This is a genomic window from Treponema sp. UBA3813, assembly GCA_002368605.1.
GTDB lineage: Bacteria > Spirochaetota > Spirochaetia > Treponematales > Treponemataceae > Treponema_D.
On sequence record DFEB01000026.1, the window covers coordinates 1 to 24,945 of the forward strand.

22 protein-coding genes are annotated in these 24,945 nt (G+C 44.6%); 5 read left to right on the forward strand and 17 right to left on the reverse strand.

All coding sequences use genetic code 11. From position 1 onward, the window contains the following. Nucleotides 1-66: 66 nt before the first annotated feature. Nucleotides 67-1,641, forward strand: a complete 1,575-nt coding sequence (locus tag B2089_RS03840; protein WP_296686029.1) for an ATP-binding protein — start codon at nt 67-69, stop codon at nt 1,639-1,641. Nucleotides 1,642-1,677: 36 nt separating this feature from the next. On the opposite strand, the gene B2089_RS03845 is transcribed toward B2089_RS03840, so the two are convergent. The 3 genes from B2089_RS03845 to B2089_RS03855 are packed head-to-tail and all read right to left on the reverse strand — an operon-like array spanning nt 1,678 to nt 5,495. Next, nucleotides 1,678-4,728, reverse strand: a complete 3,051-nt coding sequence (locus tag B2089_RS03845; protein ID WP_296321862.1) for a PD-(D/E)XK nuclease family protein — start codon at nt 4,726-4,728, stop codon at nt 1,678-1,680. Between the two features lie 53 nt (nt 4,729-4,781). Next, entirely contained in the window at nt 4,782-5,261 is a 480-nt protein-coding gene (locus tag B2089_RS03850) for an RNA polymerase sigma factor (protein ID WP_296321864.1), read from the reverse strand. A gap of 9 nt (nt 5,262-5,270) precedes the next feature. Next, nucleotides 5,271-5,495 (reverse strand): hypothetical protein, encoded by a 225-nt coding sequence (locus B2089_RS03855; protein ID WP_296321867.1) that lies wholly within the window; start codon nt 5,493-5,495, stop codon nt 5,271-5,273. A 108-nt stretch (nt 5,496-5,603) separates the two neighbouring features. Here B2089_RS03855 and B2089_RS03860 point away from each other — a divergent pair, with 108 nt between their 5' ends. After that, complete coding sequence (locus B2089_RS03860) at nt 5,604-7,154, forward strand: TolC family protein (RefSeq protein ID WP_296321869.1); 1,551 nt, start codon at nt 5,604-5,606, stop codon at nt 7,152-7,154. A gap of 91 nt (nt 7,155-7,245) precedes the next feature. On the opposite strand, the gene B2089_RS03865 is transcribed toward B2089_RS03860, so the two are convergent. The 13 genes from B2089_RS03865 to B2089_RS03925 form a co-directional block, all read right to left on the reverse strand. Then, nucleotides 7,246-7,890, reverse strand: a complete 645-nt coding sequence (locus B2089_RS03865; RefSeq protein ID WP_296321871.1) for a hypothetical protein — start codon at nt 7,888-7,890, stop codon at nt 7,246-7,248. Nucleotides 7,891-7,958: 68 nt separating this feature from the next. Beyond that, the gene (locus tag B2089_RS03870) at nt 7,959-8,516 is read right to left on the reverse strand and encodes a hypothetical protein (protein WP_296686034.1); all 558 of its coding nucleotides are present in this window, start codon (nt 8,514-8,516) and stop codon (nt 7,959-7,961) included. Nucleotides 8,517-8,570: 54 nt separating this feature from the next. Continuing rightward, nucleotides 8,571-9,191, reverse strand: coding sequence for a hypothetical protein (locus B2089_RS03875; protein ID WP_296686037.1), 621 nt, complete (start codon nt 9,189-9,191; stop codon nt 8,571-8,573). Between the two features lie 101 nt (nt 9,192-9,292). Next, entirely contained in the window at nt 9,293-9,886 is a 594-nt protein-coding gene (locus B2089_RS03880; protein WP_296686039.1) for a hypothetical protein, read from the reverse strand. Nucleotides 9,887-10,151: 265 nt separating this feature from the next. Beyond that, nucleotides 10,152-10,775 (reverse strand): hypothetical protein, encoded by a 624-nt coding sequence (locus B2089_RS03885; RefSeq protein WP_296686042.1) that lies wholly within the window; start codon nt 10,773-10,775, stop codon nt 10,152-10,154. A gap of 54 nt (nt 10,776-10,829) precedes the next feature. After that, complete coding sequence (locus B2089_RS03890) at nt 10,830-11,444, reverse strand: hypothetical protein (protein ID WP_296686044.1); 615 nt, start codon at nt 11,442-11,444, stop codon at nt 10,830-10,832. Between the two features lie 265 nt (nt 11,445-11,709). Continuing rightward, on the reverse strand, nt 11,710-12,897 hold the full coding sequence (locus B2089_RS03895; RefSeq protein ID WP_296320493.1) for an ABC transporter substrate-binding protein: 1,188 nt from the start codon (nt 12,895-12,897) through the stop codon (nt 11,710-11,712). Between the two features lie 10 nt (nt 12,898-12,907). Beyond that, nucleotides 12,908-15,469 (reverse strand): NHLP bacteriocin export ABC transporter permease/ATPase subunit, encoded by a 2,562-nt coding sequence (locus B2089_RS03900; protein ID WP_296320491.1) that lies wholly within the window; start codon nt 15,467-15,469, stop codon nt 12,908-12,910. Between the two features lie 14 nt (nt 15,470-15,483). Beyond that, nucleotides 15,484-17,670 (reverse strand): NHLP family bacteriocin export ABC transporter peptidase/permease/ATPase subunit, encoded by a 2,187-nt coding sequence (locus B2089_RS03905; RefSeq protein ID WP_296320489.1) that lies wholly within the window; start codon nt 17,668-17,670, stop codon nt 15,484-15,486. Then, nucleotides 17,670-18,788 carry an NHLP bacteriocin system secretion protein gene (locus B2089_RS03910; RefSeq protein WP_296320487.1) on the reverse strand — a complete coding sequence of 373 codons (1,119 nt, stop codon included), beginning with the start codon at nt 18,786-18,788 and terminating at the stop codon, nt 17,670-17,672. The genes B2089_RS03905 and B2089_RS03910 overlap by 1 nt, the downstream gene beginning before the upstream one ends. A gap of 769 nt (nt 18,789-19,557) precedes the next feature. Beyond that, nucleotides 19,558-20,526 (reverse strand): plasmid encoded RepA protein, encoded by a 969-nt coding sequence (locus B2089_RS03915; protein ID WP_296320485.1) that lies wholly within the window; start codon nt 20,524-20,526, stop codon nt 19,558-19,560. 1 nt (nt 20,527) lies between these two features. After that, nucleotides 20,528-20,962: a hypothetical protein gene (locus B2089_RS03920; RefSeq protein ID WP_296320478.1), complete on the reverse strand. Its 435-nt coding sequence runs from the start codon at nt 20,960-20,962 to the stop codon at nt 20,528-20,530. Continuing rightward, complete coding sequence (locus B2089_RS03925; protein WP_296320477.1) at nt 20,959-21,711, reverse strand: ParA family protein; 753 nt, start codon at nt 21,709-21,711, stop codon at nt 20,959-20,961. The genes B2089_RS03920 and B2089_RS03925 overlap by 4 nt, the downstream gene beginning before the upstream one ends. Before the next feature lie 434 nt (nt 21,712-22,145). On the opposite strand from B2089_RS03925, the gene B2089_RS03930 reads away from it, so the two are divergent. Next, entirely contained in the window at nt 22,146-22,337 is a 192-nt protein-coding gene (locus tag B2089_RS03930; RefSeq protein ID WP_296320475.1) for a hypothetical protein, read from the forward strand. A gap of 42 nt (nt 22,338-22,379) precedes the next feature. Then, on the forward strand, nt 22,380-22,850 hold the full coding sequence (locus B2089_RS03935) for an NfeD family protein (protein ID WP_296320473.1): 471 nt from the start codon (nt 22,380-22,382) through the stop codon (nt 22,848-22,850). A 12-nt stretch (nt 22,851-22,862) separates the two neighbouring features. Here B2089_RS03935 and B2089_RS03940 read toward each other — a convergent pair whose 3' ends face one another. Beyond that, nucleotides 22,863-23,483 carry a TetR/AcrR family transcriptional regulator gene (locus B2089_RS03940; protein WP_296320471.1) on the reverse strand — a complete coding sequence of 207 codons (621 nt, stop codon included), beginning with the start codon at nt 23,481-23,483 and terminating at the stop codon, nt 22,863-22,865. 92 nt (nt 23,484-23,575) lie between these two features. On the opposite strand from B2089_RS03940, the gene B2089_RS03945 reads away from it, so the two are divergent. Then, nucleotides 23,576-24,945: efflux RND transporter permease subunit (locus B2089_RS03945; RefSeq protein WP_296686051.1), on the forward strand; the 1,370-nt coding region annotated here is incomplete at its 3' end.

The window sequence follows — 24,945 nt, forward strand, 5'->3', positions numbered from 1 at the left end:
TCCTAAATGTATTTGGAACGGACACCATTATAGAAAATCTTCCATTCCTGTGCTATAATTTTCTGTATGGCTAATCGATTTCTGCCAATCGGCATTCAAGATTTTGAGGATTTACGCAATCGCGGCGCTGTTTATGTAGATAAGACTCATCTTGTCTATAAACTTGCCACCGAAGGAAAGCCCTATTTTTTAAGCCGCCCCCGCCGATTCGGAAAAAGCCTTTTGCTTTCCACGCTGGAAGCCTACTTTCTGGGCAAAAAAGATTTGTTCAAAGGCCTTGCCATCGAAAATCTTGAAAAGGACTGGATTCAGTACCCTGTCATAAAAATCAGTTTTGGCGCGAACAGCTATGAAAATAACGCCCGCTTAAAGGCTCGTCTCAACGCCATTTTGACCGAAGCCGAAGAAAAATACCAAATTCAGAAAAATAGCGAAGACGCGGCTGAAAGACTGAGCCAGATAATTCATTCCGTTACAAAAAAAACCGGAAAACAGGTTGTCATCTTAATCGACGAATACGACAAGCCAATTTTAGACGCGCTCTACACCGAATACGAGGAGCAGAACCGTCAGGAGCTGCGCAGCTTCTACAGTCCGCTGAAGGACTGCGATCAGTACATCCGCTTCCTTTTCATCACGGGAATTACGAAAGTCAGCCATGTGAACATATTCTCCGGGCTTAATCAGCTCAACGACATCAGCCTTACTCAAAGCTATTCGTCAATCTGCGGTGTTTCGGAAAGTGAACTGGAAAAGTATTTTATGCCAGAAATCGAGGCACTTGCAGAGCGACAGGAAATGAGCCTTGAAGAAACAAAGGCCAAACTTGCCCAGATGTACGACGGCTACCACTTCACCCACAATGTTGAGGGTGTCTACAATCCCTTCTGTCTCTTAAAATGTTTTTCCGACAAGGATTTTGGCTCCTACTGGTTTGAGAGCGGAACTCCGTCTTTATTGGTAAAAACCTTGCAGAATCAGCCGGTTGAGCTTACCAACATCGTAAACGGAAGATTTGCGAACGAAAATCAGTTCAAGAACTACGATCCTGACTCAAAGAACATGCTCCCGGTCATTTACCAGAGCGGCTACCTTACCATTAAGGATTTTGAAAAAGAAACCCGCCTTTATAAGCTGGACTTTCCCAACCGTGAAGTTGAGGAAGGCTTTCTTGATGTCCTGCTCAAAAAATTCATCACTGTGCCCTATGATGACATCGGCCTTGAAATAAATAACCTCAGGGTCGCCCTGCGCGACAGAAACCTTGACCGCGCCCTCAACATCATCAAATCCGCCATAGCCGACCTTCCCACAGTGGTAAAAAAAGACATGTGCGAGAACTACTACGAGTCCGTCACCCATTTAATGTTCCGCATGACAGGCTGGCGGGTGGTCTCGGAGCTGCAGAATGTCTGTGGCAGAAGCGATGTGGTTGTGGCCTCAAAGGACAGCGTTTTCATCTTCGAGCTTAAAATGGACAAGGGGCGGCCATTTGAAGAGGTGGCAGAAGAAGCCCTGGCCCAGATTGACGAAAACGGCTACTCACAGCGATTCGCCGTCAGCGGAAAGGAAATGTACAAAGTTGCCCTTGTTTTCTCCAGCGAGGGAAAGGGCCTTTTGGGCTGGAAGGCCAAGGAATAACGCCTGCCCTCATTTCGCCCTGAGGTAATTCAGCCCTTATTTTAAATCCTGTTCCCCGCTAACCGTAAAATAACGCCGGCAGAGAGCCTGATAATCAATGCAATTATCGTAATTATCTTTTTTGGCACACACTGCCCGGCTCTGATTCAAGGCATTTACGGCAAATTTTTCTTCCGTCACTTCCTCGTAGAATCTTTTCGCGTATTTTAGGAATTCTTTTTGTGCCAAATACGCTTCTTCCGCACTAATCAAAGAACGCTTGGAAACATTATAATTTTCCCCGCCCAAAAAGAATTTCAGTTTCGCCTCTTTGATTGAGCAGAATGTTGCCGCTGACACTTTTACCCGCTCACTTTCATTGTCATTGTTTTCAAGAAGATAAACATACATGGGCATCTGGAAGTCAATGATATTTTCGGCCTTGCCTTCTTCCTGCTCTTTGACTTTGAGATTACTCGGAGATTTTGAAGTCTTATAATCGATAATCACGAATTCCTTCTGGTTGGGGCTTGCAAGGATACAGTCGATTTTTCCGTCAAAGTAATATCCGCTCATTTCGCATCCATCTTCGTCTTTGCCGAGAGCCTGCACATTTTTTTCCACGGCGTAAACCGAAAATCCCCGGAAGGTGGAGCAGATTTTTGCGATTGCCTTTTCCAAGATTCTGAAATTTCCGTTTTGGTCAGCCATTTCCTCGCTTTCGATTTTGTACTGGGAAGAAATGACTCTTATAGTCGTGGGGCTTGCGGTAAGTTTTTCCCCAGATTCGCCGTAAATTTCCTTAAAGGCAGAATTTTTCCCTTCGGAATCCACGGCCTCGTTTATCACAGAAACCAAAAGCTTTCGGTATTCAGGCCCCAGTTCGGTCTCGTCATTTTCGCTGGCCGCCAAAAGCCATTTTTTGCTTTTGAGAGAAGCAAAGAAAAGCTCCAGAATTTTGTGATTCACCGTTCCCGTAATGAATTCATCGATGAGAAGGGCTTCATTGTCCGGCGGGTCAAGGCGAAGAAGGTTTTTAAAAAGCCAGCGGCGGGGGCACTTGAAGTAATTTTTGAGCGTAGTCTGGGTGACTTTAATGCTCTCCCTTTTTAAATAAGACAGGCGCTTTTGAATCAGGGCAGTGAGTTTTTCGTTTTTCTCGAAAAGACCGGAATCTTTTTTATCTAAAGAATGTGCCTTTTTCCATGCGGTAAGACCAGTAGCCTGCCGGGCGTAGATTTTCGAGGGGACGTCTGAAAGGCTGACAGCCTTCAAGAGACGGATTTTTTCCTCCGTGAAGTCATCCCACCGCTTTTTGGGCTGAAGCTTTTCGTCCGTGCGGGACATTTTTCCGTAAACGAAGCCGTACTCGCCGTTGTAGGCATGGCGGGAAGCGGTAAAATATGCCTTTTCCTGAGCGGAATGTTGGTAGAGTTTTACGAAATCAAAGCTGGGGTCAGATTCAGAGAAGCCCAGAGAAGAGTCTAGCTCGCCCATCTTCATGAAAATCCGCCTTTTATTCTCGTTCATAAAATCCAGCGGCTTAAAGGAGTCCGCCATAGAAAGGGAATCCTGGGTAGCGTCAAGCACGACCTGAACTTTGTATGGAGCAAGGGCGGCTGAGCGGTAAGGATAAACCTGAACCGCCCTGTTTTCGCCCTGAGCCAGATATTGCACGCTTGAAAGATGAGAGACAAAAAAGGAGAATGGAGAATCCACGGAATAATCGGGGAAATCGCCCTCCAAATCCACGATTTCGTTTAAAGAAGAAATACAACGGCTCAAAACATTATTGCTCAAAGGAAGATTCTGGAAAGCTGCCATATCAAAGAACATCTCGCGGAAGGCTTCATAGGCAGAACGAATCTGGGCAAAAGTTTTAGCCTGCACCATTGGAAGAATCAAGTCAACAAGATTGCGGTAAAGATTTCTAATCAGCTCGTCCTTGTTGACAGCCTTGCCCTTGTCGTCCTTTGGATTTTTAAAAGCCTCGTCCCAAACGGTGACAGCCTTGCCCTTTTCAAAAGTAAGAGACCCCGCCGTGCAGATACAATTGTTCATTCGGCCAAAAAGCAAGAGATTATCTATCGTGCCCTTATTTTCCCAGGGAATATCCTCGTTTAAAAGAAGATTTTTGAGACTTTCGTAAGAGAACTGATTTTCCACACATTCCTGAATTTGGGCGAAAAAAGCTCCCGCTCCGTAAGAAGAAAGGGGGCGGCTGTAGCGCATGGTGTGGGGAATTTCGTACAAAGAAAGAGAGCGGTCAAGGTAAGAGCCGAAATTGTCCATGTTGGGAACATTCACCGCCATGTCGCTCCACTCGATCCCCTTTTCATCGTGCATTTCCCTCAAAAAGAGAGTCACATCCCGGACTTCTTGACTGGAATTTTCAAAAAAGTAAGACTCGTACTCCCCTTCATTTTCGGGAACGCTGACAAAATGAATGCTTTTCTGGCAGGAAAGCTTGAAACGGTACTGCTCCCAGTCTTCAAGGGTCTCCGGACAAATCAAATAATATTCCCGGCCATCGTCCGAAAAATCAGGCTCAACCCAAGCTGGGTCAAAAAGGGAATGTTCCGATAGAAAGGCTTTGTACTCGTCATAAAGAATCTGAAAATCACTGTCCTCGTCATCAGTAAAGCCCGCCGATTTGTATTTTTCATAAAAAGACTTGAGATTTTCATCGTCAAAGGAAATTTCACCGGCAGAGGAAAGCTCGTCCGCCTGCCTGTCACGGAGCCTTTTCCACATTTGCAATGAAGGCAGCATGGAGGAAATCCAGTCGGCAAAAGATGAAGCCTCGCCCGCGAATTTTTGATTGATAAGATTTTTAAAGAAATGCTCATCCGCATTTTTTTGGATTAAGTGGGCGGCAAAAATTTTTCGCATGAGGGAAGGCACGGTGCGGAGATTCTCTGCCTTAGCGCGTATGCACTCGCCCTTGAATTTATCCCAGGCAAGAAACCTCTCCATAGCAACGGCTTTACAGTCTGTGTTTTTAATGGCCCAGTCAGCCCACTTCTGACAGGCAACATCCGTCGGAAAAACGAATACGGAGTTCTGATTGGTAATCTGCTCTTTTAGAAGTTTCTGGACGGACTGCATTTTAAAATCCTTATTTCTTCCCAAGTTTTTGTAACCGCAAGACCTGGGTAAAATTATTCCAGAAAGTCTTTGAGTTCTGCCAGAGCTTTTTTCATTACAAGTTTAGAATTGCTATAGCTCATTTTTAAGATTTCGGCAGCTTCTTTGAGGGTTTTGTTGTCATAGTAGACAAGCACGACAAGGGCACGCTCACGGTCTTCGAGACGCATAAGTGCCTGCCCTAATTCCGTGAGCGTTTCTTCGGTGAGAATATTGTCAAGTGTTTCATCCTTGTAGGCAATCTCCTCGTCAAGCTCTGCATGCTGCTTTTTTGTGCGATAGAAATCAATCAGCGTATTGTGAGTGATTCTATAAATCAGCGTTGACGGAGAAGCCCTGCTCGAATCAAAATTCTCAGCGTTGTCGTAAAACTTAACGAAGACATTGGCGCACAAATCCTCGGCATCATCTTCGTTAAGACCTTTACTCCTTAAATAACAGAATACTTTTTTGTTGTATTCCTTATAAACCCTGTCCTTTTCCTGCTGTGTCACTGTTTTTCCTTAAATTTTTGAGTCCACAGCGGGAATTCGAGAGTTCTTCTTGATGTTCCCGCCATCAACGCCAGCCGCATTCACCATATCAAGTTCATCTTCTGAAAGCTCTTCAAATCCGCGAGCCTGTAAAGAATCGATATAACTGTGGGCGCTCTGAATTGCAAATCCCATTGCGGAATTTCCTGCGAATTTCTGAAAATCGAACAATTGCTTTAATCGTGTGTCTTTCATAATTGTACCTCTCTATAGTTATTTTCGTTGTATTTATTTATACGAAGCTAAATACGAAAAGGCTAAAAAAATATAGCATTTTTTCAAAAAAAATGAAAGAATAGAATCATGAAAATATTGAATAGCCTTGTTTTATTAATTTTTTGTTCAACCTTCTGTTTCACACAAGAAAAAAATAAATTTTCACTTCAAAACGCAATTGATACGGCTCTCGAAAATAATTACGAAATTCAAAAACAAAGGTACGCCCTGGCCTCTGCCCGCGCCCAGTACCGTCAGGCAAAAGGCACTCTGGACATTGAAGCGGGAGCGCAAGCTCAATATTCATACAGGCAAAATCCAGTTGACAAAGACGACCCTAATTACAAATACGGATATTCCTGGCTCTACCCCATTGAATCAGGCATTTATTCAGACAATACGCTGAGTCAGCAGACTGGCGGAAGCATCTTCCTCAAAAAACTCTTCTGTTTCGGCCTTGAGACAAAACTTTCCTACACAGTCAAAAGAGCAAAAAACACGCCAGAATACACTTACAGCGATGAATATCTAGGCAAAAAATACGAAGACGAAAATGCCCGAAATTCCGGCGAAATTGCCCTTGAGCTCAGCCTACCTCTTTTCAAATCATTCAAGGATTCCCTGACTGGCCTTCAGCTTGAGGCGGCAAAAGATTACCTTGAGCAAATGGAATACGCGCTGAACGACACAATTTCAAGAACCATCATAAGCGTCTCCACTCAGTATTGGGATTATCTTCTTTCATTCAAGAATTCCGAACAAGTGGAAATCATGCAACAACAACTAGAAGAGCGGAACGCAAACATGGACTCTCTTATCAGGGCTGGCGTTCGTTCCAAAAATGACATGCTGGCCCTTCAAGTCAATGTAAATGAAAACCGCCGAACACTCCAGGATGCAAAAATAAAATGCAATCAGGCAAAAATGGAGCTTCTGACAAGCCTCGGTATTCAGGACACGAATAACATCGGTGAGCCAGAAGATTTTTTTTCAGAGCTGGAACTAAAATCAATTGAAGTGCCCCTTCCAGAAAATTTAAACGAAGATTTTTTTGCAAAAATCGAAGAAAACCGCACTGACTTGAAGGCTTTAAAAAAGAAAGTTGATTCAGCGGCAAAGAAAGTGCACATGTCACAGGTAGATAAACGCCCTGACGCAAATCTCAATTTCGGAATAGGCGCAAGCGGGGCGTCTTATTCTGACAGCTTTGGAAAAACAGTTTCATCTGGCTTTACAAATATAAAAGGCGTGAACATAAACGGAACTCTCAGCGTAAGCGCAAAACTTGGGAATAATGCCAAAAAGGGAGTTTATGAGCAGGCTCAGGCAGAATATGAAATGGCTCTTACAGATTACAACAAAGTAAAAAACACCCTGGTCCTTCAAATTCAAAATGCAGCTGAAAAACTTGAGATTTACAAAAATCTCGTATCAGACGCCGACACTGTACTTTCCCTGCAAAAAACTCTCTACGAAAACGAAAAAAAGAGATTCAATTCGGGGCTTATCACGGTGGATAACCTTCTAAACCAAGACCAGAAATACATTGCGGCTGAGCTTTCATATTATCAAGTGCTTACAAATTATTTGCAGGCAATCCTCGAATTCAAATATTACTCAGCCCAGCTCGTCGAATAGGAAGACTAGGAATTCATTTTTCTGCCACAGAATTTTAAGAACAGCAAAAAAAAGCGGCATTTCTGCCGCCTGTTCGATTTTTCTGAAATGTTTATTTCAGGTTTACTGTCGTATATGTAGCACCAGCGATTGAACCACCAAGTCCACCGATAGCAGCCCCAACTGCTGCACCCGTTCCAGCCATTGTTCCAGCTGCAGCTCCAGCAGCTCCAGTTGCTGTAAGCACTCCTGTTGAAATTAGAGTATCAACCGTTATTGAACCACCAATAATGCCCCCCTCAACAAGGGTAGCTCCAGTTCCCGCTGCAGCAGAAGCCGCAGAAGCTGTAACGAAGCTTCCAGCAATAGCTCCCACACCAGTGCAAATCAACACTGTTCCAGCCAAAATCGCAGCTCCAATGGCGACTGTCTTCCAGTTTCTTGACCACCAATCGCAGAATCCGCCGCCGGCCACATTATCAAGTTCCTCTTCTGTAAGCTCGACTGCCTCACCGCTCTTTTCGCCCTTTACAGCCGCCTCAAACTGGCTCTGCACGAAGTCCATCTGCTCCTGCATTTTCTCAATTTCAAGCTCCGGGTAGAATGCGTTAAGAGCTTCCAGTGCCTCTTTTGGTGTGCTTGCCGTTTCCACGATTTCGGTAATTTTCTCAGCATCGAATTTGTCAGAAACCTTCTCGATGTCCGCTGTTGAAACTCCGCCTTTTGCCAATGCCATTTTCATTTCTTCGTTTGTCATAATTATTTCTCCTCTCGATTTTATCGCTTGTTTGACAATTTGTTTTACATATACTTAAACGAATGACTTTAGTATCTGCCTACTAAACCTGCAGCCGTTGAAGCGGCGGTTCCAACGACTGCACCTGCAATCGCTCCATATGCGGCACCGGTCGCCATGTAACTTCCTACAGCGACTCCTGCATGGAACAATGCGGCATCTGCTGCTAGGGCAAATCCTGCAAGTGCTCCTGCCCCTGTACAAATCAATGCAACTCCCACGGCAATCGCCGCACCTACCGCGACCTTTTTCCAGTTATCCTTAAACCAACCACCGATTGAGTCAAATAAGCCGCCGCCAGCGACATTTTCAAGTTCATCTTCAGTCAGTTCAACAGATTCATTTTGTTTATGGTCTTTCATCGCTGCCTCGACCTGTTCTTTCACAAAATCGCACTGCTTCTGCAATGCTTCAACTTCAAGCTCCGGGTAAAAATTGTGCAAAGCCTCAAACGCTTCTTTTGGATTTGAAGCACCGTCTACGATTTCGGTGATTTTTTCTGCGTCGAATTTGTCAGAAACTTTCTCAATCTCCTTTTCTGCAAGTCCATTCTTTGCCAATACTTGTTTCATCTCTTCGTTTGTCATAATTGTTTCTCCTTGCGATTCTTTCGCTTTATTACGCTTGCTCAAAAATATCCTTTAGTTTGGAAGATTTCCTGTACCTGCCAATGCACCTGTTACCGTGCCACCGACTGCCGTACCAACCGCTGCCCCGATTGCCGCTCCTGTTCCCGTAAGAATTGGAGTACATGTATAGCCTGCTACCAAGGCAAATGTTGAATATGACAACGAAGCTCCCATGGCAGACAGGGCTGCATGTGATGTAAAATAGGTAATCGCAGCTCCAACTCCAGCTCCCACACCTGTGCAAACTAAAGCCGCACCCACGACGATTGCCGCGCCTACAGCGACTGCCTTCCAGTTGTTCTTGAACCAGCTGCCCACAGAATCAAAGAAACCGCCGCCGGCCACATTATCAAGTTCTTCTTCGGTCAGTTCCATCGGAACATTCTGCTTCTGCTTCTGTTCATTTATCGCCGCCTCAACCTGCTCTTTCACAAAATCACACTGTTTCTGCAATGCTTCAACTTCAAGTTCTGGATAAACCGCGTGGAGTGCCGCAAATGCTTCTTCGGGCGTGTTTGCCGTTTCCACAAGCTCGGTAATTTTCTCAGCGTCGTATTTTTCTGACACCTTCTCGATTTCTGCCGTTGCCATTCCGCTCTGTGCCAATGCTCTTTTCATCTCTTCGTTTGTCATAATCATTTCTCCTCGTGCTTTCTGCACTATTTGTTTTCTTTTTGTGTAAGTCTCTTGCGCTTACATATATTTATACGAACGACTTTGCAAAAAGGCTAATTTCAGCCAGGAAGATTGTCCGTTCCTGCAAGACCTCCGACAACTGCGCCGCCTGCCGCAGTTCCGACTCCCGCTCCGATGAGTGCACCCGTTGCTGCTGCTGTTGTAACGACTTCCACATACATAAATGATGTCGCTCCTGTGGCCACCGTTGTCAAAGCTGAACTTGTAATGCACGCTCCTACGGCAGCTCCCACACCTGTGCAAACTAATGCCGCCCCCACGACGATTGCCGCGCCGATTGCGACTTTTTTCCAGTTTTTCTTGAACCAACCGCCCACAGAATCAAAGAAACCACCGCCGGCCACATTATCAAGCTCCTCTTCGGTCAGTTCCATAGGCTCGGCATTTTCCTGCCGCTGCCCCTTCATCGCCGCCTCAACCTGCTCCATCACAAAGTCGCACTGCTTCTGCAACGCTTCAACTTCAAGCTCCGGGTAAAAGGCGTGAAGAGCTTCCAGTGCCTCTTTTGGTGTGCTTGCCGCTTCCACAAGCTCGGTGATTTTCTCAGCGTCGTATTTTTCTGACACCTTCTCGATTTCTGCCGTTGCCATTCCGCTCTGTGTCAATGCTCTTTTCATCTCTTCGTTTGTCATAATTATTTCTCCTCGCGATTTTATCGCTTTTTTGACAATATTTGCCCTGCACGGATGCAGGAGATAAGCAAAGAGAGAATTTTCAAACTGAAAATTCTCGTACGCATCAGAAATTACAGGATGTAATTTCTGTTCGCTGCTTACATATATTTATACGAAGATCTTTTGGGAAGGGCTAAAATTTTTAATTTTCCGCTTGTTTTTTGCAAAAATCTTTCCAGCAAAAAAAAGGCGGCATTTTTTCGCCGCCCGTTTGTTATGCTACTTAGAGATTGTTTGCTTTTGAAAGAACATCAGTTGCTCCAAGAATTGCCGCTCCTGCTCCAGCACCAACAGCCGCTCCGACTCCTGCGCCAATTGCTGTTGCTGTTGTTACTCCTGTTAAGCCTATTGCGGCAGTTCCCATTGCTGCTAAAGTTGATAAACTCCCTCCAACGCCGAACGTAGAAGCACCCCATGCGATAACGCCACCAACAAGCCCAGCCCCTGCTCCTGCTGTTGCAACAGTTGCTACGCATGCCACCACGATTGCCGCGCCTACCGCGACCGCTTTCCAGTTTTTCTTGAACCAACTTCCCACATCGCCGAAAAAGCCGCCGCCTGCCACGTTCTCCAGTTCGTCCTCGGAAAGTTCCACGGTTTCGCTCTTTTTCTGTTCCTTCAATGTTGCCTCGAACTGCTCGCGAATAAAATCGCACTGCTTTTCCAATTCAGACACCGCAAGTTCAGGATATGCCGCGTGAATTGCCTTGAATGCTTCCTCTGGCGTGTGAGCAGCTTCCACCATTTCGGTGAGTTTCTCTGCGTCGAATCTATCAGATACCTTTTCGATGTCTGCCGTTGTCATTCCGCCCTTTGCCAATGCCATTTTCATCTCTTCGTTTGTCATAATTATTTCTCCTTGCGATTCTTTCGCTTTATTACGCTCGCTCAAAAATATCCTTTAGTTTGGAAGATTTCCTGTACCTGCCAATGCCCCTGTTACTCCCGCTCCGATTGCCGCTCCGGCTCCAGCTCCGATTGCTGCTCCTGTTCCCGTAAGAACAGAAATGCAAGCGGCGTTTGCTAAAGAAGTGAGAGTCGGGGTTATTAACGCAATGCCTGCAGATTTTATGATGGCACTTCCTGTAACATATGTTATTGCGGCTCCAGCCCCAGCACCAATCCCTGTGCAAATCAAAGCCGTACCCACAACGATTGCCGCTCCTACAGCGACTGCCTTCCAGTTGTTCTTGAACCAGCTGCCCACAGAATCAAAAAATCCGCCGCCTGCCACATTATCAAGTTCATCTTCGGTAAGCTCCATCGGCTCATTGTGTTTCTGTTCATTCAATGCCGCTTCGACCTGCTCTTTCACAAAATCGCACTGCTTCTGCAACGCTTCAACTTCAAGCTCCGGGTAGAAGGCGTGAATTGCCGCAAATGCTTCTTCAGGTGTGTTTGCCGTTTCCACAAGCTCGGTGATTTTCTCAGCGTCGTATTTTTCTGACACCTTCTCGATTTCTGCCGTTGCCATTCCGCTCTGTGTCAATGCTCTTTTCATCTCTTCGTTTGTCATAATTATTTCTCCTCGCGATTTTATCGCTTTTTTGACAATATTTGCCCTGCACGGATGCAGGGGATAAGCAAAGAGAGAATTTTCAAACTGAAAATTCTCGTACGAATCAGAAATTACAGGATGTAATTTCTGTTCGCTGCTTACATATATTTATACGAAGGACTTTGAAAAAAGGCTAAATAAATTAAAGAAAATGGAAAATCCGTCAGAATCATAAAAAAAAACGGCATTTCTGCCGTTTTTGAACTGAACTAAAAGCACTAACTTATTTAGTCAGAGGAAATTCCTCAAATCTTCCGTTTCTGAAAACCTTCGCCGTAAGAGTCCTTCCAACCACAGCGCCTTTTGAATTGAAAGTGTAAGGACCAGCCGCTTCATCCCAATATCTTGTACGGAGAAAATCTGCAATTCTTGAGGGAACAGCAGAATCAGCCTTACTGATTGCCGAAGCAAGCACCATAAGAGCATCGTAAGTCTGCAATGCCTCTTGATCAGGCTCGATTCCATATTCTTCCTTAAAAGATTCGAAAAATTCCCTGAATCCGCCATGCATAGAATCCGTATTAAAATTCGATACGGCAAAAATCTTTTCATTCTCTGACTCTGGAAGTTGCGCAACAAAGAGAGGATCATCAAAAGGATCTGCGCCTACGAGCGGACAGTTAATGCCATTTCGTCGCATCGTTTCCCACACGGTTTGAATAACTGGCATTCGCCCTGCAAGGAAAACGGCGTCAAATACAAAATTATTTTTCCAGCGCTTGACGATTCGGTCATAATCCTGACGGGATGTCGTAAGATCATAGCTGTCACGGGCTACCACGGAAATTCCGCGCTTATTGCACTCAAACTCGAAGCTGTTGGAAAGGCTTGTTCCTGATGTGTTCTCCAGATAGTAGATAAGAACGCTTTTATATCCGTTTATGTCGCAAATATGGGCAATGGCATCTCCAAAATCATTGTCATCAGGCATATTACTGAAAAGGAGAGGATTGTTCCGTTCTGTAAGCACATGAACTGTCGATATATAATTGAACATGAGAATGCCGTAATACTGATAGATAAGGGAACAGGGCAAAGAAATGTCTGAATAACCATGACCGATAACTGCGCAGACCTCATCATCAGAAGCGATTTCATAGGCTGCCTGAGTGCCTGAGATTGTCGTGCCGCCGTCATCACATTTAATCAGCTCCAAATCCACCGAGCAAAGACCTTTTTCACGGATTTTTTTCTGGGCAAGAAGAGCTCCCTCCCACATAGAGGTTTGATTTTCGTCAAAGCTGTTGGCAAGGACTATTTTCGCCCTTCCTTTTTTGTATAGCTTTTTAATTGCATTCTCTCTGGCAAGAATAGGGTCATCGCTATGACACGAAGAAAAAAACATTCCCGCCAGGAACACAAGCAAAATCGTCTTTAAAACTCCGTTTATAAATATATTTTTTCCTTTCATATTAATCTCCTTATACTTCCTGACGGCGTGCAAGCTGGGCAAAATATCCGTTTTGCTGCATCAGTTCATCATATTTTCCTGTTTCGATAACCTCGCCGTCTTTCATCACATAGATTCTGTCGGCATTTATAATCGTGCTCAAGCGATGGGCAATGATAATCCTCGTGACTTTGAGAGAATCAAGGCTTTTCCGCACTATCAGCTGAGTCTTATTGTCAAGCGCACTCGTTGCCTCATCAAAAATAAGAACGCTAGGATTTCGGATAATCGCACGGGCGATTATAAGCCGCTGAAGCTGACCGCCTGAAAGAGTCGTTCCGCCCGCCGGAATCATAGTGAACATTCCCATAGGCATTTCCTGAATATCCTTGTCGAAAGAAACTTTTTTTGCCGCTTCCCATGCGTCCGTCTCTTTTAGACCGGAACTTCCGACAATATTCTGTAAGATAGTTCCCTGTAAGACCGTATCATTTTGAAGAACAACGCCCATCTGCCGGCGCAAAGAACCAATGTCCACGGCAGAAATATCTTGATTGTCAAAGAAAATCGCTCCAGACTCAGGCTTTTCAAAACCAAGAAGCATACGCATGAGAGTTGACTTGCCAGCCCCAGAAGTTCCTACAACCGCTATGAATTCACCGCTTTTTATACTCATATTGACATCCTTTAGAACCAAAGGCGCATCAGAGTCATAGCGGAAATTTAAATGGCTGATTTCTATATTGCCAGAAAGCTTGTCAACAGATGGTTTTGACGACTCTATTTCCGGCTCAGCGTCAAGAATCGGTTGAATTCGTTTTGAGAGAGGAATGACATTTCTGATTTCAAGAAGAGCACCCGCAACTCCCAGGAATGCTCCCTGAAAAGAAGAATAAGCGCTTAGGAATGCCATAAAAGTACCCGTCGTAAGTCCTGTAATGGACTGGAGCTTTATTCCACGCCCATATAAATAGTAAAAAATAATACTCACGACAGTTGGATACACCGCATTGATAAGCGAAGAGATAATGCCAACCAAGCCCAAACTGTAGCTGATTTTCGCCTGACGAATGTATTCCCTTGACCACTGGGCAAAAACGCGTTTTTCAGAATGAGAATTCGTAATCTTTTCGATTCCGGTCAAAAACTGAAGTAGCATACCCTGGATCTTGCCCTGAGCCTCAACGAGCATTTTCTGCCATTTGTATGTTATGAAACACAAAAGAGCAGAGATAATAATGGGGAAAATACAGAACAAGACGCCCCACTTTGCAAAATATCCGCAGAAACGGAACATTTGAATCAAGTAGACGAAACTGAAGACAAAATTCATAAAGCAGGAAAGCACAATACTGAAAATCTGCTTTCGGATTGTGGAAATCGTCATGGTGCGGGCGGCCAAATCACCTGAAGAAAAATTCTTAAAGAAATCAACAGGAAGCTTTAAAAGCCGATCCATGACGGCCGCCTCCAAATCAGAATCAGCCTTCGTTTCCATTCGCATGTTGGCAAAATACTTTGAAAGCGAGCCAATCATCGAAGAAATATTACAGAAGAAGACGAGCACACAAATTTGAACAGCCTGATTTTTTGCCGCCTCAGGAATTACATTATCGATAAAATTACGGGTAATAAGAGGCGTAATAAGGCCAATAAGCGTACACAAGAGGGATATGACAATATAACGGAAAATGTCTGCCTTGATGTCCATAAAGACGAATTTACACACAGATTTGATGCTGATTTTTTCGTCGGTCATTGCCCGGTACATCATAAATGCCATCGGGTGAATCTGGGCGGCTATTTTCTTTGTGACAGGAACCTCAGTCCCGTCAACAGGATTTTTCATTATGTAGCCGTTACGCTCAAGTTTTTTTATAAGGGCCACAGGGATAAAAGAAGAGTCTTCCGTTTTGGAAAGATCAATCTCACCCTCAGGTTTATAGAAAGCGATTAAATGACCATTATCATCGTTATACCATTTTCCCCGCAACACGACTTCACGAACACGCAATGTATTGTCTTTGGCTAGTTTTTGTATTCCTGATTTAGAACTCTCATACTCTCTTCCGGGAATCGCACGGACAAGCATGCCACCCATTTTTTGCGCTACAATCTTAAAAACCCTGACAACAGGCGCATCATCTGTCTCAAATATAAGATTTGCCGAGCGTTTTCTGTTGACTACGGAAGCGATATTCTCAAGCGCAGAAGAAAAAGCCTCATCCGAAAGACGCTGCTGCTCAACAGAACGCTTCCTGTCACGGTCTTCCTCAACGCGCAATTTTTCAACGATAAACTGTTGGGCAAGTTCAAGGACTCCTTCAAAATCAGGATCTTCATAGGGAATCGCCCTTACCTCTGTGCCGATTGTTCCAGTGAGGATTAATTTATATTCATCAGTGCTGGGAATATTAGGGAATCTTCCACCGACCTCATAATTCGTAATCTCATGCCTTGCTCCAAGTGAGCCATCTTTTAAAACCGGCACTACAAAAAGATATGCATGACCCTTAAGCACTTCAAGCGTCGTACTTGAGCCGTCAAGCGTGAGAAAATTCGTATTGTCTATCTGATAGATTTTGTGTTCCATCTCTCAGCCCTTCATTACATTGTCTGAACTAATTCTTTATAAGCACCGCCAGAGGCAATCAACTCATCATGTGTACCGCGCTCAATGATGGTTCCATGATCCAAAACGATGATTTCATCGCAATCCCTGATTGTAGAAAGACGATGGGCGATGATTATACTGGTACAACCACGGCGGCGGATATTTTTGTCTACAGTCTGTTCGGTGATTGCGTCCAAAGCGCTTGTCGCCTCGTCCATTATGATAATGCGAGGGTTCGTTGCGAGGGCGCGGGCAATTTCCAGTCGCTGCCGTTGTCCGCCACTGAAGTTTCTTCCTCCCTCCCCTACTTTTGAATAATATCCGTTCGGACGAGATGTAATGACATCATGAATACAAGCATCTTTTGCAGCCTGCATATAAACTTCCTCAGGGATGGTAGAATTCCACATGGTAATATTGTCTTTGACAGTCCCCTCAAAAAGAGAAATCGACTGGTTCACGACTGCAACAGAAGATGAAAAAACCTTCCTTTCGATTTCCTGCATTGGCTTTTTGTCGAAGAGAATCTCTCCACTCCAAGGCTTATAGAGTCCGCTTACAAGCTTGCCGATTGTTGACTTTCCTGAGCCAGTCGCACCAACAAGGGCAATTCGCTTTCCCGGAGTAAATTCAATGCTCAAATCCGTGATAAGGGGAGCTGCCAACGGTGAATATCCAAATGTAATGTTTTTGAGTGAGATATATCCTTCTAGTTTTGGAATAGGCTTGTACATCAGGCTCTCGGCTGCTTTTGCGTCAGACTGAGGCTCTGAATCATCTTTAAAAATTTGGGGAATCGGATATTCCATTACATCATCGATTCGCTGCATATCAGCGTTTGCCGAAAGAAGGGATGAACCCAATCCAAGGAAAGAATTGATTGGACCAGAAAATTGCGAGAGCAAGGTCTGGAATGCCATGAGCATACCAATCGTAAGATGACCGTCCATTACACGAAGGGCGCCGACCGTAAGAATCAAAATGCCTTGTATGGAAGAAATAAGCTGGGGAACGATGGAATTTCCAGTGTTGGTTTTAACAAGGCGCTGTGTCTCTAGAAGAACTTTTGCCTGCTGACCCGACCACTGCATAAAAAAGTCATTTTCAGAACCAGATGCTTTGAGAGACTCAATCATCTCGATTCCAGACATCGTAATGCCGCTTAGTTTTCCCTCCTCCATTTCGATTTTAAAAGATTTGTCCTTGATTCGGTCAGAATTAATCTTAAAAACAATAACAACAATGGATGTGAGCGTAACAGAAATTATCGTAAGCGGAATGTCATACATAAGCATGAGCACAAGAAAAAAAATCGTACTGAACAAATTGATGACGACTCCGATGAGCTGCCCAGAGACAAGGGAAGAAATAGAATCACAAGATGCGATGCGATTACACAACTCACCAGGAAGACGCTGGACAAAAAACTGCATCGGCATCTTTAAAATATGGGCAATAAAGCGTGAGGCAGAAGAAAGGCTCAGCCGAACCTGAAAACGCATTAAAACTGCATTCTGGATTGCCTGTAAAACCGTACTGACGACACATGTAAGCGCCATGACAGCAATCAGAGGTTTTAAAAGATTCATTGAATTTTTTACAAGGATTTCATCAATGAAGAAGCGGGAAAAAGTCGGATATACAAAACCAGGTATAAAATAGAGGAAACTCAAGAATCCGAGGAATGTAAAGATTGAGCCAAGTCCGCCCAGCCGTTTTTTGAGGCGATGCCAAACCCGTGGTTTTACGCCGCCTTTATTAAAGTCCGGGCCTTTGCCGAATGTAAGCACAACTCCAGTAAAAGACTCGTCGAATTCATCCATGGACACTCGCCGCCGACCAGAAGCAGGATCATTCAGAACGGCATTTTTACCTTTAAAGCCCTCCAGAACAACGAAGTGATTGAAATTCCAGAAAATAATGCATGGTTCTTTGAGGAGACGAAGTGCGTCAACTTCCATTTTGAAGCCTTTTGCTTCAAGTCCGTATTTTCGCGCCGCCTTGAGAATATTCGTTGCTTTCGTACCATCACGGGAAACACCGCAGTCAACTCGCAGGACTTCAAGAGATATATATTTCTGATAATAACCAAGAATCATCGCAAGGGAAGCCGCGCCGCATTCAAGAGCTTCCATCTGCAAGACGGTAGGGGTTTTCTTGACTCTGCCAAATCCAAACATTATTTGTTTCCTTTTTGAGCCGTCTGAGCGACCAGCTCATCGCCAATGCCAAGCAATTTCTTTTTTATGGTAGGAATTATAAGAGAAATTGGACGGCGGCTATCAGTAGTGACTTTTGCGGCACACAAATAGCCAGAGCCGATTTTTTGAGCTGGTCCCCTGGAAGAAGACCATTTGTATCCAGAATATGTGGAAGGATCAGGGATAATGCTTACTTTAACTTCGATTGGATTTGAAATCTGATGAAAAGTTGAGGCAAGGCTCATGTTCTGAAGGCTTGATACAAGATAGTTGTCACTCACCGGGAATTCCGAAACATCGGTGATAAGCCCTTGCATATATCCGTATTCCTCTTGCTTTACCGTCGTGGGAACAAGTCCGATTTTCATGCCAGGACGGATTTTCTTTCCGTCTGCTGCAGAAAAATACACGAGCGCACCGATTGCATTCTCTCCGGAACCAGATTCAATTACCGCGATTGTGCTTCCCGCCTGCACGAAATCACCTCGGCGAACGGGAATTTCCATGACACGGCCAGTTGCCGTAGCCACCACCTGAGTCGCCGTCTGATAATTTTCATTCAAAAGGTAAATTTGCTGTTTTGTCTCGGTTATCTGCTGCTCCAAATTCATCTCGGTCTGCCGGGAATTCAAATATTCATTCTCAGTGATTAGCCCCTGATCGTAGAGGGATTTCATCATCTTCTGCTTTGAATTTCCGTTTTTATTGGCAGAACGAACGACCTCCTGCATACGAAGAAGACCATCAAGTTTTTTTTCATTTACCTTAATTTGATCCAGGATATCCTGCCTTTCAATTCGTGCGATTACCTGACCGTTTTTTACCTCATCTCCGTGATTTACGAAAATATTCTTTACCGCACCCTGATTCGCATATTTTACACTAACAACATGGTCAATATTCACAAGAACTCCAGTTCCGTTCACCATATCAGGAACAGTACCAACAATTCCCCACACAAGAGCCGCAGCTATGATGATTGCAATTGAAATTAAAGCAAAAACGCTGGACGGCTTTACCACCGTCATTGTCTGATCAAGCTGATCAAGCGATGCTATTCTGTCCAAAGCGGATTTTCTGAAAATTGCGCGTTTCATATTCTTTATTATAGAATGTTTTAAGAAAAAAGAATAGCCTAATACTGAGAAAGCACTTTTCAGCATACACCCCGCAGCCCCCCCCCTTGGTAACAAATTTTCAACGCCGCAGAAATATAAAAATTCGTCTACAAATTCATACAACATGGTAACAAATTCTCAACGGAAAGCAAAATTACCACTCGTTAGCCGGGAATTTTAAAACTACGGATTACCCTCTCCACTCCCCTAATTTTTTTATTGTAATACAAGGAAATATCTAGGTAACAAATTTTCAACGGCATGACGCAAAATCGGAATTTACCGAACGGTAGTAACAAATTCTCAACGATTTTCAGAGAGTTGGTAACAGATTTTCAACGATTCGGAGAAAAGTTCTTTCTAATCAGCATTTTCAAAAGACTGGTAACAAATTCTCAACGAAAAGAGATAGAAATTGTCATAAATTTTCAACAGAAATCAACAATAAGAATAGAAGAAAAAGGGAAAAAGTAACGGAATCTCAACGATTCTGCACAAATTGAAGTGGAAAAGTCTTATAAAAGTAACAGAAATCCAACGAATTAAAAAAATCATCTAATTCATTTCATAATAAAGACTTAGGCAATATCAAAAAAAATCTGGGTAACAGAAATTCCACGCAATCGTCACAAATTCACAACTTCTTCTATATAAACAAATAGAATTCAAATAGTCTTATAAATTTATGACAAATAGTAAGATAAGTTGAAAAGTGTAAAACCGTTGAATTCCTGTTACCCTACCCTTTTTAAAGATTAGAAGTCACCAAAACATAATGCTTGTCGTTGGGAAGAATTACAGGCTTGCTTTTTGCCAGCGTGATTCCCGAATTGTCCTGAGCGACGGACACATTAAGGTCAGGATAATACTTCTTTTTGATTAAATTTATCTGCTCCTTGATGGTGTTCCAGTTGACCCTTTCCTCAGACTCATAGCTTTTTTCCTTGACGGGCAAAAACTGATTTACCAGAGATTCCCTGGAAATGAAAATCGGCTCGGTGATGCTGTTGTTTCGGTAAACGAACCATGCGTACAAGTCCTTTCCTACGACGCTGGAGATTTCCTTGTAAACGCCGTAGTCGATGGGAACAGAGTGGGCTTTTGAGAGCTTGGTGAATTTGTCCGAGAGCACGATGGTCAGGCCTATGCTCTTTTTTTCCTTGCCGTTCTCGTCAATGTCCACATAGCTCATTGACTCGAAGAAAGGCACGATTCCGCTGGAATTCCATGTCGCCGTGACCTCTGTTCCAAGGTTCTCGTCCTCGCTGAAAAATTCCTTGAAGAGATATTTCTGGGTTTTCTGCACCTTTTTTTCCCGGAATACGAATGAGGCGCCAGAGAAGCACTCAAGCTGCTCCTTGATTTCCTTGCCCCTCTGTTTGGGAAGCTGCAGTTCGTCCAACAGCTGCTGCAGAGAGGTGTACTGCAAGACCACTGGATTTTCCGGGTTTGCGTCTTTGTCCAAAACGGCGTGGGTGGTCATAATCGTAAGGAGAAGACGGCCGTTCTTTCCGTAGGGGACTTTTATGTCGCTGGTGAGCTTGAAGTTGATGTTGTTGTATTTTCTCTCAAAGACATTTTTCTTGACATCTTTGAGGGGAAGAGCCGCCGCGATGAAGGGACTGGCTATGTAGCTGCGGAATTTTTTAACTATTTCCTGCCTTGCCTCTTCTTCGGGGAAAAGCTCCTGCAAATATTTGTTCTCTTCGTCCGTCATATCAACTTTCCTTGCGTTTGTATGAGTGGGCGCTGAGGGAGACCTTGCCGTTTTCCAGGTCTTCCTTGAAGTAGTCCATGGCGCACATGACAAAGTGGTTCATAGACACATTCTGCATGGCACAGAAGGCCTTGAAAACGCTGCGCTCCCCTTTTGACATGGAGACGAGGAATTTTTCCTTCACTTCCCTTCTCCCGTTGGGAATTTGTGACTTTTCCTCTGAAATGGCGGCTGAATTTGACTTTGGAAGGGTATTTTCACCAGATTCCGCCCTTGCGCCTGCAGAAAGCCCTCCTCGTGCCTCTGGAGAGGGATTTTCGCCTGTCTGGCGGACTGAGCCTTTGGGTGAGCCCTGCGAAAAATTACTGTTGATTGCCGCTTCCAGGGGATTTATTTTTTTTGTGGCGCTTGCGGTGAAATTTGCGGGAGCTTTCATTTTGTCATCTCCTTGATGATTGCGCCGATGGCATCGGTAGTTTCCTTTCGGGCGGTGATTGATTTGTCAGAAATCGCGTTCTTCAAGATTTGAGCCTTGACGAAAGAAGTGTCCGTGGGAATGGTGAAGAACTGGGTGTCGTCGAAATTTTTCATGAAGTTCTCGGCGAAGAGAGACTGGAATTTCATTCGCTTGTCCTGCTGGTTGAGGATTACGAAGGAGATTTTCTCCAGCAAGTCCTTGCAGCGGATTTCCTTTGTGGTGGTGATTAGGTTCTCGATGAGAGTCTGGAATCCGTCGGCGGAGAACTGGTCAAGCTTGAGAACAGGAACGATGGTGTCGGCGCAGTTGGCGATTCCTTTCTCAAAGTCGCCGAAAGCCGGGGAGGTGTCAAAAATAAGATAGTCGAAATCTTTGAGGGCGGGAAAAACCGAGTCCTCAAAGGCATAGTAATTTCGCGTGCTGGAAGCGAAAGCCTGCAAGCCTCCGTTGATTGCGAATGTGGGCAGGAGGAAGAGGTTGTCGAAGTGAGTCTGGACGAGACAGTTTTCTACGGTGACTTTGCCAGTAAGGACATCGGAAAGCTCGTACTGAAAATCCTTGGCCAGCCAGGAAGAAGAATTCCCCTGGGGGTCGCAGTCGACCAGAACGGTCTTGAAGCCTTTGCGGGCAAGCTCAATGGCACAGGTGACGGAAACGCTGGTTTTGCCAGTGCCACCCTTGCGGTTTAAAAAGACGAATGATTTCATGAAATCCCCTCTGTTCACGAAATGTGAAAAAACTGAAAAAGTATATATTTATATTTATATAGCATTTTAGATATAAAATCAACTATGAAAATATCAAAAAATATGTGTAAAAATATATATAAAACGCTAGTTAAAAAGATATAGATATATAAAAAGATATATATTTATATAAATATAGCATAAATATTGAATTTAAGGGCTGTCTAAATTTTTATTTGATAAAGTTCATTCCTGATGTCGGAAAGGCTGATTTTGGCAAAAAATTCCGGCGCGGGATAGTAACGGCGCGAAGCGTTCCGAAGCGCAGCGTACGAAGCGTAGCGTACGAAGCGCAGCGTAGGAATGAAGCGTCAGCGGAACCGTGGATAGCCCGGATTTCAGGTAATGTCGCCCCTTTAAAGATTTCTAAAATTCTTGCCGATAATAAAAGTCCTATGGAAAACAAAACTGAACGAACATTGTATAAAATCCGCTATGTGGGCGAGGCCTGTGATTTTTTTGAGCGGGACAAGATTTATCTCTGCGTCGGTGAGGTCGTTGACGGTCCTCAGAAGGGCTCGCTTTTTGTGATTAACGAGCAGGGCGTGGACTATCTTTACGACGCAAAATCTTTCGAGCGGGTTTAATTTTTTCTTTCTAAATTCAAAAATCTGCAATATAATGAAGATATGTCTGATTTTTTGAATTTGATTCTTTCTCACTTGCCTTGGTTTTGGGTTGCCGTCATGGTAGTAGCCCTTGTCTTTGAGGCGATAACTTTTTCTCTTACCACGGTCTGGGCGGCGGTTTCGGCTCTTTTAATGATTTTCCTCTGTCGCACTGCTCTTCCTTTCCGCTGGCAGCTTTTGATTTTCTTCGTCATTACGATTCTTCTCATGGTGTTTACCCGGCCTTTTGCTGTCAAAAAACTCAAGTTGGGGCGGGTCACGACAAACGTAAATTCAATGGACGGGCAGGAAGTTCTGGTCGTAAAAAAAATCACCAGATTCGAGAAGGGCGAGGTCAAGGCTTCAAACGGAGTCGTGTGGACGGCTATGGGCTCGGACGGGGCAGGGGAGGGTGAAATTCCCAAGGGAAGTGTCTGCCTGGTGGAGAGGGTTGAGGGAAATACCCTGATTGTCAGGGCAAAAGCGGAATAAAATAATTTTCCCCTAGTTTTTTTCAATTTTCAGGACGCTTGCCCAAGCCGCCTGGTAAAAATCGTGCAGCTCTTTAACGCAGCGAAGGCCGTCTTCTTTCGGAACATCGTGGATAATCAGCTCGAAGAAAGCCGAAAATTCCCCGCTTATTATCATGTGCTCAAGCGTGGGGTCGAATGCGAAGGGCTTGTATCCTTCTTTTTCAATTTCCTTGTAAAAAATGTGAGTCATTTCGACTTCCACTTCCACTATTTTGTGAATGAAATTCTCCCACTTTGTGCCTTCTGAGGCGGACAAAATCAAACGGAAGGCATCCTTGTTCTCGTATGCGTATTCGTAAATTTCCCTCATTCCCCTGTCTGAGTATTCGAACATGTTCTTTGCCCATTGGGTTTTGGGGATTTCCATGAATTCGGAGACAGTATTCTTAAAGATGTCGAGCACATGGTCTCCGTGAGGGGAAACAAGCGCGTTGAAGAGTTCTTCTTTGCTTTTATAGTATCCGTAGAAGGCTCCTGTGGTCACGCCCGCTTTTTTTACGATTTCCCTGAGAGATGCTCCCCGGAAGCCTTTTTCTAAAAATTCATCGGTCGCGATTTTCAGGATTTTTTGTACGGTGGAATTTCCTGTCATGAAAATGATTATAATATAACACTGCTATATTGACAAGAATAACACTGTTACATAATATATTAGCATAGACTAACAAAAGTGAGGCTTTCCTTATGAATATATCAAGTGTTAACAAAATCTTTTTTAAAATCGGTGAGATTCAGCTTCGGTGGCGGTGGATAATCCTTGGCGCGATAATTCTTTTCACGGCTTTTTGTTTTTCTGGTCTTCCGAAACTCAAAATGGCGAACAATGAGGAAGAGTGGTTCGAGGACTGGGAGCAGGTCAAAATCGACTCTGACCGTTTCAAGGAGATTTTTGGAAGCGATGACGCCATCATGGTCATGGTGCAGGCAGATGATGTCTTTGCGCCGGAGGTGCTGGCCGGAATCGAGAGACTGGGGCAGCGGCTTGAAGAAGAGGTTCCCTATGTGGACAAGGCCACTTCCATTGTGACGGCAAAAATCCCAATCGGGAGCGAAGAGAGCATAGAGATAAAAAGCCCCTTTGAGGACGGAATCCCCTCCGACCCGGCTGAACTCAAGGCGAAAAAAGACTTTATCCTGAGCCGCCAATCCCTTGTGAACAACATTGTAAGCGATGATTCAAAGGAAAGCTGGGTAATCCTCTCGCTGGAGAATTATGACGGCGGCGTGGAATTCGCGGCAGAGAACATTGCCCGCCCGGCGCAGAAAGTGATTCTTGAAGAAAACGAAAAGGCCGCGGGAGCCTACACATTGAAGCCCACAGGCATGTCCTACAGCGAAATGGAAGAAAACGATGTGGTCGCAAAGGAGTGCAAGACCAGAGTTTTGAGCGGATTTTTCGTCATGCTGCTCTGTCTCGTGATTTTCGTGCGTTCCCTCCGCGGCGTGATTGTTCCCCTTGTGGCAACGGTGGCAGGCATCGGAAGCGTTCTTGGCTTGAGCGCGCATTTGGGCTTTGTGGCCGACTCCAACATGATTACCCTGCCAATTCTTTTGGGCATGGCTCTTTCTGTGGGCTATTCGGTGCATTTCGTCAATTCCTTCCGTATGCATTTCAGGCGCACTGGAGCGCGTCGGGATTCTGTGGTCAAGGCTGTGGGCGAAACCGGCTGGCCAATTCTCTTTACCGTGATTACGACGATTGCCTCCCTTGTTTCATTTTTGTTTTCTGGCATCGGCCCAATCCGCTGGGTGGGAGGCATTTCCGCGTCCATTGTTTTTTCGGTCTACCTTTATGTCATCGTCTTTATCCCCATTCTCATGTGCTTCGGAAAAGACCGGGGCGTTGCGGGGGCTGTGCCTGAGCCGTTCACCCTCCGAACTGGCGCGACCGCCGCAGACAACGCTTTTGCCCGCTTCGGGGAAAAAGTCACCCGCCATTCAAAAATCGTCGCTTTGCTTTCAGCTCTGGTCATTCTTGCCATGGTTCCTGGAATCTTTAAAATCAGCGTGAACATGGACTATGTGGAGATGATGGGAAACAAAGTGCCTTATGT